At 48.4% G+C, this 13,732-nt stretch carries 14 protein-coding genes and 1 tRNA gene; 7 read left to right on the top strand and 8 right to left on the bottom strand.

Annotated features, from left to right (window positions below; translation table 11 throughout):
* Positions 1–24: 24 nt before the first annotated feature.
* The 5 genes from Q9291_RS01980 to Q9291_RS01960 form a co-directional block, all read right to left on the bottom strand.
* Positions 25–960 (bottom strand): D-hexose-6-phosphate mutarotase, encoded by a 936-nt coding sequence (locus Q9291_RS01980; protein ID WP_306388311.1) that lies wholly within the window; start codon positions 958–960, stop codon positions 25–27.
* The gene (gene ilvD, locus Q9291_RS01975) at positions 957–2,816 is read right to left on the bottom strand and encodes a dihydroxy-acid dehydratase (RefSeq protein WP_306388310.1); all 1,860 of its coding nucleotides are present in this window, start codon (positions 2,814–2,816) and stop codon (positions 957–959) included. The genes Q9291_RS01980 and ilvD overlap by 4 nt, the downstream gene beginning before the upstream one ends.
* A 146-nt stretch (positions 2,817–2,962) precedes the next feature.
* A complete protein-coding gene (locus Q9291_RS01970) occupies positions 2,963–3,220 on the bottom strand; it encodes a TIGR03643 family protein (RefSeq protein ID WP_306388309.1) in 258 nt (85 codons plus the stop codon).
* On the bottom strand, positions 3,211–3,399 hold the full coding sequence (locus Q9291_RS01965; protein WP_306388308.1) for a CstA-like transporter-associated (seleno)protein: 189 nt from the start codon (positions 3,397–3,399) through the stop codon (positions 3,211–3,213). The genes Q9291_RS01970 and Q9291_RS01965 overlap by 10 nt, the downstream gene beginning before the upstream one ends.
* 81 nt (positions 3,400–3,480) lie before the next feature.
* Positions 3,481–5,532: a carbon starvation CstA family protein gene (locus Q9291_RS01960; protein WP_306388307.1), complete on the bottom strand. Its 2,052-nt coding sequence runs from the start codon at positions 5,530–5,532 to the stop codon at positions 3,481–3,483.
* Between the two features lie 251 nt (positions 5,533–5,783).
* On the opposite strand from Q9291_RS01960, the gene Q9291_RS01955 reads away from it, so the two are divergent.
* Both Q9291_RS01955 and Q9291_RS01950 read left to right on the top strand, forming a co-directional pair.
* Complete coding sequence (locus Q9291_RS01955) at positions 5,784–6,026, top strand: ANTAR domain-containing protein (RefSeq protein WP_306388306.1); 243 nt, start codon at positions 5,784–5,786, stop codon at positions 6,024–6,026.
* Positions 6,027–6,149: 123 nt separating this feature from the next.
* A tRNA-Val gene (locus tag Q9291_RS01950) sits at positions 6,150–6,225 on the top strand.
* Between the two features lie 37 nt (positions 6,226–6,262).
* Here the strand turns inward: Q9291_RS01950 and radC are convergent.
* Together radC and Q9291_RS01940 are read right to left on the bottom strand one after the other, a co-directional pair.
* On the bottom strand, positions 6,263–6,937 hold the full coding sequence (gene radC / locus Q9291_RS01945) for a RadC family protein (RefSeq protein WP_306388305.1): 675 nt from the start codon (positions 6,935–6,937) through the stop codon (positions 6,263–6,265).
* 22 nt (positions 6,938–6,959) lie between these two features.
* On the bottom strand, positions 6,960–7,727 hold the full coding sequence (locus tag Q9291_RS01940) for a hypothetical protein (protein WP_306388304.1): 768 nt from the start codon (positions 7,725–7,727) through the stop codon (positions 6,960–6,962).
* Positions 7,728–7,826: 99 nt separating this feature from the next.
* Here Q9291_RS01940 and coaBC point away from each other — a divergent pair, with 99 nt between their 5' ends.
* From coaBC to rpmG, 5 genes are all read left to right on the top strand, one after another.
* Complete coding sequence (gene coaBC / locus Q9291_RS01935) at positions 7,827–9,026, top strand: bifunctional phosphopantothenoylcysteine decarboxylase/phosphopantothenate--cysteine ligase CoaBC (protein WP_306388303.1); 1,200 nt, start codon at positions 7,827–7,829, stop codon at positions 9,024–9,026.
* A gap of 92 nt (positions 9,027–9,118) precedes the next feature.
* Positions 9,119–11,278 carry a TonB-dependent receptor family protein gene (locus Q9291_RS01930; RefSeq protein WP_306388302.1) on the top strand — a complete coding sequence of 720 codons (2,160 nt, stop codon included), beginning with the start codon at positions 9,119–9,121 and terminating at the stop codon, positions 11,276–11,278.
* Between the two features lie 116 nt (positions 11,279–11,394).
* A complete protein-coding gene (dut, locus tag Q9291_RS01925; RefSeq protein ID WP_306388301.1) occupies positions 11,395–11,847 on the top strand; it encodes a dUTP diphosphatase in 453 nt (150 codons plus the stop codon).
* A gap of 95 nt (positions 11,848–11,942) precedes the next feature.
* Entirely contained in the window at positions 11,943–12,179 is a 237-nt protein-coding gene (rpmB, locus tag Q9291_RS01920; protein WP_018986249.1) for a 50S ribosomal protein L28, read from the top strand.
* Positions 12,180–12,208: 29 nt separating this feature from the next.
* Positions 12,209–12,364, top strand: a complete 156-nt coding sequence (gene rpmG, locus Q9291_RS01915; RefSeq protein WP_067110116.1) for a 50S ribosomal protein L33 — start codon at positions 12,209–12,211, stop codon at positions 12,362–12,364.
* Positions 12,365–12,434: 70 nt separating this feature from the next.
* Here the strand turns inward: rpmG and Q9291_RS01910 are convergent, their stop codons facing one another.
* Positions 12,435–13,730, bottom strand: a complete 1,296-nt coding sequence (locus Q9291_RS01910) for a mechanosensitive ion channel family protein (protein WP_306388300.1) — start codon at positions 13,728–13,730, stop codon at positions 12,435–12,437.
* Between the last annotated feature and the right edge of the window lie 2 nt (positions 13,731–13,732).

Below are 13,732 nucleotides of genomic sequence, written 5' to 3'. Positions count from 1 at the left end.
TTGGTTGACAGCGTCACAATCAAGTTACAGAGTCTCGATAGAGTATTCGGCGCTTACTGTATGCTTGCGACCGGGATTGATCACCACCATGTTATCCAATGCATTAGTGGTCTCCACGCAAATGGTTTTGCGCCATTCATCCCCAACCCCCATATCGCCCATCTGGGCAGCTTTATCCGCGCCTGGATTCCATACTACGGTAGTATCACTGCCAGATTTGGAAACGTGAATAATACGGTTATATCCACTATCGTGAATAGCGCAATCAGAACTATGATGTACATAGACACGATCATACTCGTCGCCGCTAAAACTAAGTGCTTCATGCTCTACATTACGCTCATACTTCAACAATTTGTCCAGATAGACTAGATCCTGCATGCCTGTGATCTGGATATTAGACAAATCACTCACGTTGAAATAGGTGTGGAATGCTTCACTGATTACAAATGGATGCTCGGCCAGATTGGTCGTTGCCAGATCAATCCGCAAGCGGCGACCAATGGTAATCGTCAGTGTTAACTCATAAGGGTATGAAAGCTGGCGTTGCGCTTCTGGCGTTTGCTGCATTTCAAGAATAATTCTGGTTGCGCCTGTCTGCGTCGCATCAATATCTAAAACACGCCATGGAATCACTCTGGCAAAGCCATGTGGACACAAGGTACTATCTGTGGGATGCGCACCAAACCATGGCCAGCAAATGGGAACACCGCCACGAATTGAGCGTCCCTTTAGATAACGTGCATTGCTTGACAGCCACAACACTGGATTTGCCAGAAATTTGGGTTGCCAATGCATGACATGGGCACCCTGCAAAGCAATCTTTCCTGTCGCCAATGGATTATCAATTTCCAAGTATTGCAGGCCATTCTCATCCTGCCATTGATTGACATGCGCATGCAGTTTCAAGCGTTTGGTCATTTCCATGCTTTTCGCCAGGATTTCACATTCCGAACTCATTTGCTTCCCCTTTCTATCTGGGCAACATCACGAACCGCACCTCTGGCTGCACTGGTACTCATGGCGGCGTAGGCACGCAAAGCAGGCGAAACTACACGCGTACGGTTGAGTGGCTTCCATGCATCCCTGCCTTTGGCCTCCATTGTAATACGCCGATGCGCCAGTACTTCGTCTGTCACACTCAAATGAATGATCCGGTTCGGGATATCAATTTCAATGGTATCGCCTTCTTCAACCAAACCGATCGCGCCGCCTTCTGCCGCCTCTGGCGAGGCATGGCCTATACTCAGGCCGGATGTCCCGCCTGAAAAGCGACCATCGGTCAATAGCGCACAAGCCTTGCCCAGACCTTTGGATTTCAGATAGGAAGTCGGGTATAGCATTTCCTGCATGCCAGGCCCACCGCGTGGACCTTCATAACGAATCACGACCACATCCCCTGCCACTACCTGATCAGCAAGAATCGCTTCAACGGCAGTATCCTGACTCTCAAAAATGCGTGCACGGCCGGTAAACTTCAAAATACTGTCATCTACGCCTGCGGTTTTCACAATACACCCATCGAGTGCGATATTGCCATACAGCACTGCCAAGCCGCCATCCTGCGAATAAGCATGCGCTTTGTCGCGAATACAGCCTTCGGCACGATTAGTATCCAGTGCAGGCCACAACATGTTTTGGCTAAACGCAATGGTCGTTCGCACACCGCCGGGAGCGGCTGAAAACAGCTTGTGTGCTTCCTCATCTTGCGAGGTTGCAATATCCCATTTTTCCAATGCGGCTTGCATGCTAGGGCTATGCACCGTTGGCACATCCCCATGAATCACGCCCGCACGGTGTAACTCACCTAAAATCCCCATCACGCCACCCGCACGGTGTACGTCTTCCATGTGGTATTTAGCCGTGGCAGGAGCTACTTTACACACGCATGGCACACGGCGTGAGATGCGGTCGATGTCTTTCATCGTAAAATCCACACCCGCCTCATGTGCCGCCGCCAGCAAATGCAACACCGTATTGGTTGAACCACCCATCGCGACATCCAGCGCCATGGCATTTTCAAAAGCCTTAAAGCTGGCAATATTGCGTGGCAGCACACTGTAATCGTCCTGCTCATAGTGACGCTTGGCCAAATCCACAATAGTGCGCCCCGCCTGCAAAAACAATTGCTTGCGCGCCGCATGAGTGGCCAGCGTTGAACCATTGCCTGGCAAGCTCAAGCCAAGTGCCTCGGTCAGACAGTTCATTGAATTTGCCGTAAACATGCCTGAACAAGAGCCACACGTTGGACAGGCTTCGCGCTCGATCGCTTCACTTTCGGCATCACTCACTTTGTCGTCTGCCGCCGCGACCATGGCATCCACCAAGTCGAGTTTATGCGCATTGCCTTGCCAGTTCACCTTACCGGCTTCCATCGGACCACCGGAGACAAAGATGACAGGGATATTCAGGCGCAAGGCGGCCATCAACATACCGGGCGTAATTTTGTCACAATTAGAAATGCAGACGAGCGCATCGGCACAATGCGCATTGACCATGTATTCCACGCTATCCGCAATCAGGTCACGGCTGGGCAGGCTGTACAACATACCGCTGTGACCCATGGCGATACCGTCATCCACCGCGATGGTATTGAACTCTTTGGCAACGCCCCCTGCTTTTTCAATTTCACGGGCCACCAGTTGACCGAGGTCCTTCAAGTGGACATGACCAGGTACAAACTGAGTAAACGAGTTAGCAATCGCAATAATTGGCTTGGAAAAATCTTCATCTTTCATACCGGTGGCACGCCACAAAGCACGTGCACCAGCCATATTACGACCTTGAGTTGTCGTGTGAGAACGGTATTTAGGCATGGAGAAACACTAGGATTGTCATTAAAACCTTATTTTAACTGAATAAGGCATGCGCATGTGCAGTCAAGATTTGTTTGTTACATTCCACTCACAATATCTTGGGCAAGCAGCAGATCCAAGACAGCCTTTCAAAACAATGCAGCGCGTTAAGGTCTGTTTTGCTTGTGCTGATAGTGCGAACAATGTCGACTGATGTTCTGATTGCGCAGCATGGCATGCTTGGTCAACTGCCCACGGGTACGCTTACGCCAGGACTTGAAACTGGCCGCATTCAAATGGCCACGCATCAATTTGAGGACGCCGGCCTGATTAAGTCCGAACTGGTGTTCAATCGCCTCAAACGGTGTACGATCTTCCCAGGCCATTTCGATCACCCGCGAAATATCCGCATCGCTTAACAACACCGTTTAATCCCTTTCCACTTTTGATCCTGCCATTGCCTGAAAAAGGCGGCGCGAGACAAGGGAGGACCGGCTTCGGGCAGGTCGGCGTGCTGCTCGGCATAGTGCGCCAGATAGCGGTCATAGGCATCATCACCGGATAACTGGCGGATACGCTCCCAACATTGCTTTAACCATTGCATACTTGCCCTCTCAATCTGCGTTATTTAGCTTTGAGCCAATCACATCACAGTGGTTCACCTGTGATGTTTATTCATCTCATGTTACAGCCGGGTTGCCACATAGGCTGTCTCGCTGCTGGGTAACACTGCCTTGCCCCGCACACTCCGCCAGCACATCAGCAACATATCCATCACCACGATCCATAGCATCGCCACAAAAAACAGGGTGAGCCAGGCATCCAGTTGCTGGTTAAAAATCAGTTGCGGCGCAACAGCCGCTTTTTCCGGGGGCAGCAGCCCAGCAGACAGCTTGTGTGCCAGATCATTGGCCGCAGCAAAAAAACCGACACGGATATCATCGCTGAAGGTTTTTTCATAAGCAGCGGCACTGGTAATTGCCAGCAGCCAGGTCAGCGGAAGCGCGGTAATCCAGGCAAACTGAAGCCTGCCGGATTTGACCAGAATGCCCGTCGCCACCGATAGCGCAATCGCAGCCAGCATCTGGTTCGCAATACCAAACAAGGGCCACAATATATTCACGCCTCCATTCGGGTCGATGACGCCGATATAAAGAAAATAACCCCAACCCGCCACCACCAGTGCACTGGTGAGAATCACTGAAGGCGTATAAGAGGTTGCGCCTAATTTGGGGTGCAGATTACCCAGCATATCCTGCAGCATAAAACGCCCCACCCTTGTACCGGCATCCAGTGTGGTTAAAATAAAAATAGCCTCAAACATAATGGCAAAGTGATACCACAACGCCAGCAAATGCTCGCCAAACACACTGCCAAAAATACTCGCCATCCCGACTGCCAGACTGGGGGCGCCACCGGTGCGGGCAAACAGGGTACTTTCACCCATGGCATCTGCCAGATGCTGCATTTGCGCTACGGTCACCTCATAGCCCCAGCCACTGATGGTATTCACTGCATCTAGCGCTTCTTTACCTACCACACCCGCCGGGCTGTTAATGGCAAAATAAACACCAGGCTCAAGCACCGTGGCGGCGATCATGGCCATAATGGCAACAAAACTCTCCAGCAACATGGCGCCGTAGCCGATCATGCGAATATCCCCCTCGCTGGAGATCAGCTTGGGCGTCGTGCCACTGGCGATCAGGGCATGAAAGCCGGAAATTGCGCCGCAGGCTATCGTGATAAACACAAACGGAAACAGCTTGCCGCCAAAAATCGGTCCCGTGCCATCAATAAACGGCGTGACCGCAGGCATGTGAATTTGGGGGCGCAACAGTAAAATCGCAATCGCCAGCAGTAATACAGTCCCCAGCTTCATAAATGTAGACAGATAATCTCGCGGGGCCAATAGCAACCACACCGGGAGTACCGCGGCTGCAAAACCATAGCCAATAATGCAAAAAGCCAGTGGCAGCCCTTCATGATCAAACAGGGGTGCGAGCACGGGATGATGGTCGACCCAGCCACCTAGCCCCACAGAGGCGAGCAATAGCAGCACACCCAGCACGGAAGCCTCCAATACGCGACCAGGGCGCAGATAGCGCATATACACGCCAACCAGCATGGCGATGGGAATCGTAGCGGCCACTGTCGCCGTCCCCCATGGACTATGCTTCATGGCATTCACAACCACCAATCCCAATACGGCGATCAGGATGATCATGATCATGAAGGTGCCAATCAGTGCCGCCGTCCCGCCAATCGCACCAATTTCATCACGCGCCATTTGCCCCAGGCTGCGGCCATTACGACGTGTGGAGAAAAACAGGGTGACCATGTCTTGTACAGCCCCACCAAGCACGGCACCGATCAGTATCCACAAAGTGCCGGGCAAATAGCCAAACTGGGCAGCCAGCATCGGTCCCACCAAAGGGCCGGGGCCCGCAATTGCCGCAAAATGGTGACCAAATACCACCCAGCGATTGGTCGGCATAAAATCGCGCCCATTGTTTAAGCGCTCGCCAGGCGTTGCGCGGGTGGCATCAATTGTTAATACCCTGGCAGCAATCCAGGCCGCATAAAAGCGGTATGCAATCAAATAAATGCAAACAGCCGCCGTAATTAGCCACAGTGCATTCAAAGTCTCGCCCCGTGCCCAAGCCACCTGCGCCAGCGCACAAGCCCCCAACAACGCCAAGCCCCCCCAACCAGCACGCCCCCACACTCTTTTTACCACTGATCACTCCCCGTTTTATTTTCTAACTGCGACTAAAGTCTGGTGCGTGTCCCTGTTTACAGATAGCCAACGGCTTTCGCCCGACTGGTGCAACAGCACTGCAATGGTGCGGCAGCATGCAAGGCCGCCACATTGACAGCCCCTGCATTTTATCCAAAAACATATTTAAAATCATCATGTTAAAATACATTTTCAAACTGGCATGCTGATTGCTAAACCAAAGTCAGTCTAATGATACATTGATGTCTTAAATGAGAACCACACCGTTACCCATGTCCACTGCAGCAAACGCAACCTTATATGGCCATTTGCAATCCCTGAGTGAGGAAGAGCAAAAGCTGGTTGATCATGCCAGAGACATTCTGATGAGGCAACGCAATTTGAGTACGGATGACGCTTATCACCTGCTTTCCGAAATGGCGGAGAAACGTAAAATCAGCGTCGCAGAAATTTCACAACAACTGGTGGCACTTACCCAAAAACTGACTGTCTGATCTCACACAGCCTTAACCCGGCTAAAACTTGCCAAATATAAACACCCTTGCTTAAAAATATTGAGACGAACGCTTGCGGTCGAAAATGGTTTTATGTATCATGCGCGCTTCGTTTGAAGGCACGGGTGCTTAGCTCAGTTGGTAGAGCGTCGCCCTTACAAGGCGAATGTCAGCGGTTCGACCCCGTTAGCACCCACCAATCCCTTGCCTTATCTTGCTATATCATCGTTTTTTTGCTACAACATTCCTTGCTCGCTGAAAGAATACGTGTGCTGACCAGCCACGATAATATGATCAAGCACACGCACGTCAATCAAATGCAAGGCATCCTTAAGCGTTTGCGTTAATTGCTGATCTGGCCGGCTCGGTTGTGCCACACCTGTCGGATGATTATGGCTGAGAATGACTGCTGCTGCATTGTGCGCCAGCGCCCGCTTCACCACTTCGCGCGGATGCACACTGGTTTGCATCAATCCACCTTCGAACAAAGTTTCATAGGCCAGCAGGCGATTCTGAGTATCCAGAAACATCACCCCAAATACCTCGCGATCCAGCTGTGACAAACTTAACTGCAGATATTGTTTGACCTGTTGAGGTGCCGTGAAGCTGTCAGTTTCATGCAACTGTTCCCCCAGTGCGCGCTTACTCATCTCCATCACTGCCTGCAACTGGCAGTATTTGCTAAACCCCATACCATGCACTTGACGCATACTGACCATGCTGGCAGCAAAAATACCATTTAAAGTGTGAAAATGCTGCAGCAGGTCTCTGGCCAAATCGACGGCAGTCTTTCCGGTCACTCCGACTCGGAGAAAAATAGCCAGTAACTCAGCATCAGACAACGCGTGCACACCGAGACGCAATAACTTTTCTCGCGGACGCTCTTGTTCAGGCCAATCAGTAATTGCCACAGCAAGCCTCCTTAATTTGTGATTACTTTAACCAGCCTATTTCTCTTGCAGTTTTTCTACCGATAACCGTTTCATTCAAATGCCGCGCCATGCGCGAACTGTGCTCAGTCTGTGGAATTTTTCCAGCCATAATCTCTGCCATGCTTTGTGGATAGATTGGTTGAGCATACGGCTCCACATAGCCTTGCGGAAATATCGGTTCATTATCAGCAAGGCTATATTTATCCGTTGCTTTTAACGTGTGTAACAACTCATGCGCAACCACCACCATATTCACGTCATGATGGTGCACATCAGCAAATAAATTTACGCGCCCGATACGCCCTTTATTAAGCGCAGTCGAATGTAGCAAATGCGTATGCTTGCCTGTGTTATAAAACAGCAAATAAAGCTTGATATCTGCGGGCACGCCAACATCGGGGTGATGCTGCCAACCAAAAACTCGAAACTTGAGACTCCAACGCATGATATCAAGCAGATGCCCATTAACTGCAGGGGGCGCAGGAGGTATTTCTTTGACCACCGGGCCTAGCCTCACCATCACAGGCCTGCGTATATTGAGCTGATATCGCAGTGCCTCTGCCGAAAAATACTCTTCCAGCATGACAAAATCGCTTTGTGTCAGGCTATTAATATAGCTTTCAACCTCCGTATCACCATCGGCATTGACTGGATACAGAGCCACATACAAAGGCTTGCGCCATTGTAAAATCTGGTACTCCTCCCATAACGGCAATAACACTGCCAACACCACAATTACCCAGAAAGAAATTCTGATTGTTTTTAACATGCCATTCCAATCTCGCGCCTCAGTAATATTAACATGTTTAAAGATTTCGTTACATGTGGCCAGATTACAAACCGTGCCACCTCAGTTAGAATGTCTTTCATGCAAAAATTTCCCCATCGTATGCCACATATTTTGCTTGGAATTACCGGCGGGATCGCAGCCTACAAAACTGCAGAACTGGTACGCCTGCTAATTAAACAAGGTGTCAGTGTGCAAGTAGCCATGACTGAAGCAGCCACGCACTTTATCACTCCGACCACGATGCAGGCGCTATCAGGCCTGCCGGTATTTGTCGATAGCTGGGATCAACGTATACACAACGGCATGCCCCACATTGAACTCAGCAGACAGGCTGATCTGATTTTAATTGCCCCGGGAAGTGCCGACTTCATTGCCAAGTTAGCACACGGCACAGCAAATGATCTGCTTTCAACACTTTGCCTTGCACGTGAGTGCCCACTACTGGTTGCCCCCGCTATGAATAAACAAATGTGGGAGAATCCGGCAACGCAGCGCAACATTGCACAGCTTGAGCTTGATGACATTACCCTGCTTGGACCAGAAAGTGGCGAACAAGCATGTGGCGAAATTGGTGCAGGTAGGGTGCTAGAACCAGAAACTCTACTAGAAGGCGTGCTTGCTTGCCTCACCCCTAAACTACTGGCTGGCAGAAAAATCCTGATAACGGCTGGTGCAACCATCGAAATGCTGGACCCTATTCGCGGCATTACTAATCAGAGCAGCGGAAAAATGGGGTTTTCGCTGGCGGCGATGGCCACTCGGATGGGTGCAGAGGTGACACTGGTGTACGGACAAACCACCACCTCGCTGCCTCCAGTCCAGCATGCCGTGCATGCACCCTCGGCAGAAAGTATGTATCTGGCAGTCATGCAGCAAGTGGCGCATCAAGAAATATTCATTGCCGTTGCAGCAGTTGCCGACTATAGCCCGAAGCAAACCTCCTCTCAAAAAATAAAAAAAAGTGAGCCTACACTTACGATAGAGCTTAAAAGAAACAGAGACATTCTTGCCGAAGTTGCCTCACTACCGAACCCTCCTTACTGTGTAGGATTTGCAGCGGAAACCGAACAGGTGATTGCATATGCATCACAAAAAAGAATAGCCAAGAATATCCCAATGATCATTGCTAACCATGCTGTCTCAGCCATTGGGAATGATGAAAACACGGTGACCATTATTGACGATAGCGGCCACACAACCCTGCCGCAATCAAATAAAATTGAGATTGCACATCAAATATTGACTTACCTCAGCCAGCAGTTAAATACATCCGCATAATCCAGACCCAAGCAGTATTTTCATGAAAATACTGAGAAGTTTTACCCTCCACTCAGCTTACAATCGCGCGATTAATTTTTTTGGAAACACCCATGCGCTATCCAGTACTGACATTGACTCCTTTATGCCTGGCTATTTCGGCTATCTGTGGCGACATCGCTTTTGCTGAAACAGAAGACGAAAAAACATTAACCCTCTCTCCTGTTGTAATAACAGCTACGCGACAGGCGCAAAATAGCTTTGATTTACCAGTGGCGATTGATGTGGTCGAACAAAAAGATATTCAAAATGGGCAACAGCAAATGCTCTTATCTGAAAGTTTGATTCGCGTCCCTGGCATCACTGCGCAAAATCGCAACAATCAGGCGCAAGACCCACAAATTTCATCAAGAGGATTTGGCGCCCGCTCTGCCTTTGGTGTCCGCGGAGTACGCGTCTATGTGGATGGCATCCCCCTGACAATGCCAGACGGCCAAGGCCAGCCAGGCGTGGTGGATTTATCATCCATTAAAAGCATAGAAGTCATGCGCGGCCCGTTCTCATCACTCTACGGAAACTCTTCTGGCGGCGTAATCCAGATGTTTACAAAAGCAGCGCCACAAACACCAGAAATTGGTGGCACAGTCATGTTCGGCAGCTATGATACAAAACGCCAAATATTAGAAGCAGCCGGGCAAAGCGAGGGGGTTGAGTATTTACTCAACATCTCCAACTTTGAAACCGACAGCTTTAGAAACCATGGCAGCGGTAAAAAACAAATGGCCACTGCCAAATTCAAGTTCAACGTGTCAGAAGACACCCATCTCACAGCATTGGTGAACTGGTTCGACCAGGACGCGCAAGATCCTTTGGGTCTCGATCGTGCCAGAGCTTTTTCAAGCGCAACGAGAAATCAGTCTATCGCGGCGGCAACATTTGCCAACACCAGCGTAAAACGCGACCATACACAGGTTGGTTTTAATCTTGAACATGCTTTTAATGAAAGCAACAAGATAAGCTTTATTCCGTATGTGGGTACACGTGGTAATGCGCAAACTTTAACAACCACGCCTTTAGCAACAGTTTTGACTGGGCCAGGTGGAACTGGCACTAACGCACGCCTTAGTGAAATTGATCGTGAGTTTTATGGCATGGATTTGCGCTGGGATAATGCAGGTGCAATATACGGCTTACCTTATACTGTTTCAGCAGGCTTAACATACGGCAAGTCCAATGATGACCGCAAAGATACAAATATTCTAAGTAATGGCGCAGTTATAAGCACAGCGAACAGAAACGAGCAAAATATATCAACGAATTTTGACCAGTACCTTCAGGGGAAATTAAGCCTGACACCCACTGTAGATGTGCACGCTGGAGCACGCCATACAAAAGTTAGACTCCAGGTAAAAGACAACTTACTCACTGTAAACGGCGACAACAGCGGCAATGTTGAATACCAAAAAACCACTCCTGTCATTGGGGCAGTTTGGAAAGTGACAGAAACTTTAAACCTTTATGCCAACTTTGGTAAGGGTTTTGAAACCCCTACTTTTATCGAGGCTGCATTCGACAGCGTAGCCTCTGGCGTCGCCAGCAAACCCAATCTTTCATTAAAGCCTTCGGAAAGTAATAATTTTGAAGTCGGCGCAAAAGCTTTTCTGAACGACAACACTCGACTCAACATGACTTTATTTAAAATAATGACTGATGATGAAATTGTGACTTCGTTTACCAACGCGGGACGTTCCTCATTTACTAACGCAGGTAAAACTGAGCGCAAAGGTTTAGAGTTATCGCTGGACTCCAAGTTTGAAAATAATCTGAGTACTTATATTGCATATACGCTGCTAGATGCCGAGTTTAAAGACGCCTTCACAAGCTCGTCGCAAGCGGGTGCTGTCGTTACAACCAAAACCGTGTTGGCAGGCAATAAAATCCCGGGCACATATTCAAGTCAAATCTACGGCGAGATTGCATGGAGATATGCCCCCATGGGATTCTATACGGCGCTCGAAGGAAGATATAACAGCAAAGTCTATGTAGATGACGTCAACAGTGATTCTGCGCCCTCTTACACCATTTTCAACGTACGTGCAGGTTTTGAGCAAAACCTAACAAACTGGCGCTTTAAAGAATATATTCGTGTAGAAAATATGTTCGATAAAGAATATATCGGTTCTGTCAGAATTAATGATGGTAACAGTTTGTTTTACGAAACTGGTGCGGATCGCAATTATTTGCTGGGCCTCAGTGCGCAATACAAATTCTAATTGCCCGAATGATAAAAAAGCCAGCAACTGCTGGCTTTTTTATCACCTTTATCGCGTGTAATGATTTTTAGGTATGTTTCATGTTTTAATAGCGCAATATTTACTGGAGCCTCCGCATGTCCATTACCGTAGACCTCAAGATCCTTGACCCTCGTTTGCATCATATGATGCCAAACTACGCCACACCAGGTTCGGCCGGGTTGGATTTACGTGCCTGTATTGAGCATACGCAAACCATACAGCCGGGCGAAACCATCATGATCCCAACCGGGATGGCGATTCATATAGACAATACTTATTATGCCGCCATGATTCTCCCGCGCTCCGGACTGGGTCACAAACATGGGATTGTATTAGGCAATCTGGTGGGCCTGATTGACTCGGACTATCAGGGTCAATTACTGGTTTCATGCTGGAACCGTAGCAAAGAAGCGTTTCTTTTGAATCCGATGGAGCGCATTGCACAGATGGTGATTGTGCCAGTGGTACAGGCTGATTTTCATATCGTTGATGAGTTTACGACCAGCGAACGTGGTGAAGGCGGCTTTGGCAGTACCGGCAAACACTAATTGCTTGAAAAACTGCATTATTTGCTTGATTTAATGATTCATTTCAATCTATAATCTCGCTCTTTCTGAAAAAGATAAAGTATTTGGAGACAACCATGGCACGTGTATGTCAGGTAACCGGTAAAAAGCCGATGGTGGGTAACAATGTTTCTCACGCACAAAACAAAACAAGACGTCGTTTCTTGCCTAACTTGCAAAACCGTAAGTTTTGGGTTGAGAGCGAAAACCGCTGGGTAAGCCTGCGCATTACTAACGCTGCTTTACGTACCATTGACAAAAATGGTATCGATGCTGTGTTGGCTGATCTGCGTGCTGCTGGCGAAAAAATCTAACCAGCAACTGAGTCTGCAAAGGAACTATCATGCGCGAAAAAATTAAATTGGAATCCAGTGCTGGTACAGGTCATTTCTACACCACCACTAAAAACAAACGTACTATGCCTGAGAAAATGGAAATCAAAAAATTTGATCCAGTTGTTCGCAAGCATGTGATGTACAAAGAAACTAAATTGAAATAATTAAGTTTTGAAATTAATAAAAAAGCCTGCATATGCAGGCTTTTTTATTATGTGTAATGCGTTAATTAATTTACATATCCATTGCAGGCATTACGTTTGGCGTGGAAATAATACGCACATCTCGCTGAGGGTATGGAATTTGGATATTGCTCTGCTTGAAGCGCTGCCATATCGCATAGTAAATCTCGCTTTGCAGCTTGGCCGAGCCTTCTTCAGGATCTGCCACCCAGACTGATAACTGCAAATCGATGCCGCTTTCGCCAAACGCTTTAATAATGACATCCACTGCAGTCTCATCCTTAATCGTACGCTGATGAGCAACCCCTACCTCCTTTAAAATTTGCATCGCCTGATCCAGATCGCTTTCGTAGGATATCTGGATTGGAATAGGCACCTTGGCTTTGTGGGCAGCCGAGGTATGGTTAATCACTACGTCTGTAATCATTGTTTCGTTCGGGATAATGACTTCAGTCCCATCCAGCTTGCGCAGAATCATATAGCGCGAACGTAACTCTTTCACAATGCCATAATGGCTGCTAATGGTGACAACATCTCCCATATGCAATGACTTATCCATCAGGATAATGAAACCGCTGACATAATTACTGGCAATTTTCTGCAAGCCAAAACCCAACCCGACGCCCAGTGCGCCACCAAATACTGACAACATGGTGACATCAATACCAACCGCAGCCAGGGAAACCAGCAATGCAATCACAATGGCAACCATACGTACCAGCTTGACCATAATGACGCGCCAGTTGCTGTTCATATTGGCCGAAGCCATTAAACGCAGCTCGATCATGCGGCTTAACCATAATGCGACCAGCATCGTCACCACGATGGTTAACATGCCTTGCATCAGCAACAGCAAATTGAGTTTTTGCTTGCCTACACTAAACTGTACATCTTCGAACACCTGTAACACTTGATCAAGAAAGCCGCTCAAATGCAATGCCACTACAACCCAGATGCTCCAGGTGATTGCTCGTTCAAAACTATGCAACCAAGCACTGGGGGAAAAAACATAGCGTAAAATGTAAACAATAGAGCGGATAATCACCATCGCCATCAGCATGCGCGAAACGAGGCGCAGAACGCCAACATGCATCCAGCCATCAAGTGCATAACGCGCAATCACAAGCAGCAGAAATGCGGTGAAAGGAAAGAATAATCGCTCAACGCCTCCCAGTAACATTTTGTAGACTGTATTGACTCTGCCTTCGGCGATTTGTCGCTGCAGGTGAAGATTCAGTAAGGCACTGATAGCAAAAACAACTGCAATCACGGCCAACTGCCAAAGTACAGAAATGGTACTAAAATCCTGTACGATTTCCCGCCAAATAAAATTAATCTCGTTATTCATGT

Source organism: Methylophilus aquaticus (assembly GCF_030769565.1).
Lineage (GTDB): Bacteria > Pseudomonadota > Gammaproteobacteria > Burkholderiales > Methylophilaceae > Methylophilus > Methylophilus aquaticus.
Note: the sequence above shows the minus strand (reverse complement) of the source record. Positions and strands in the feature narration are given on the sequence as shown.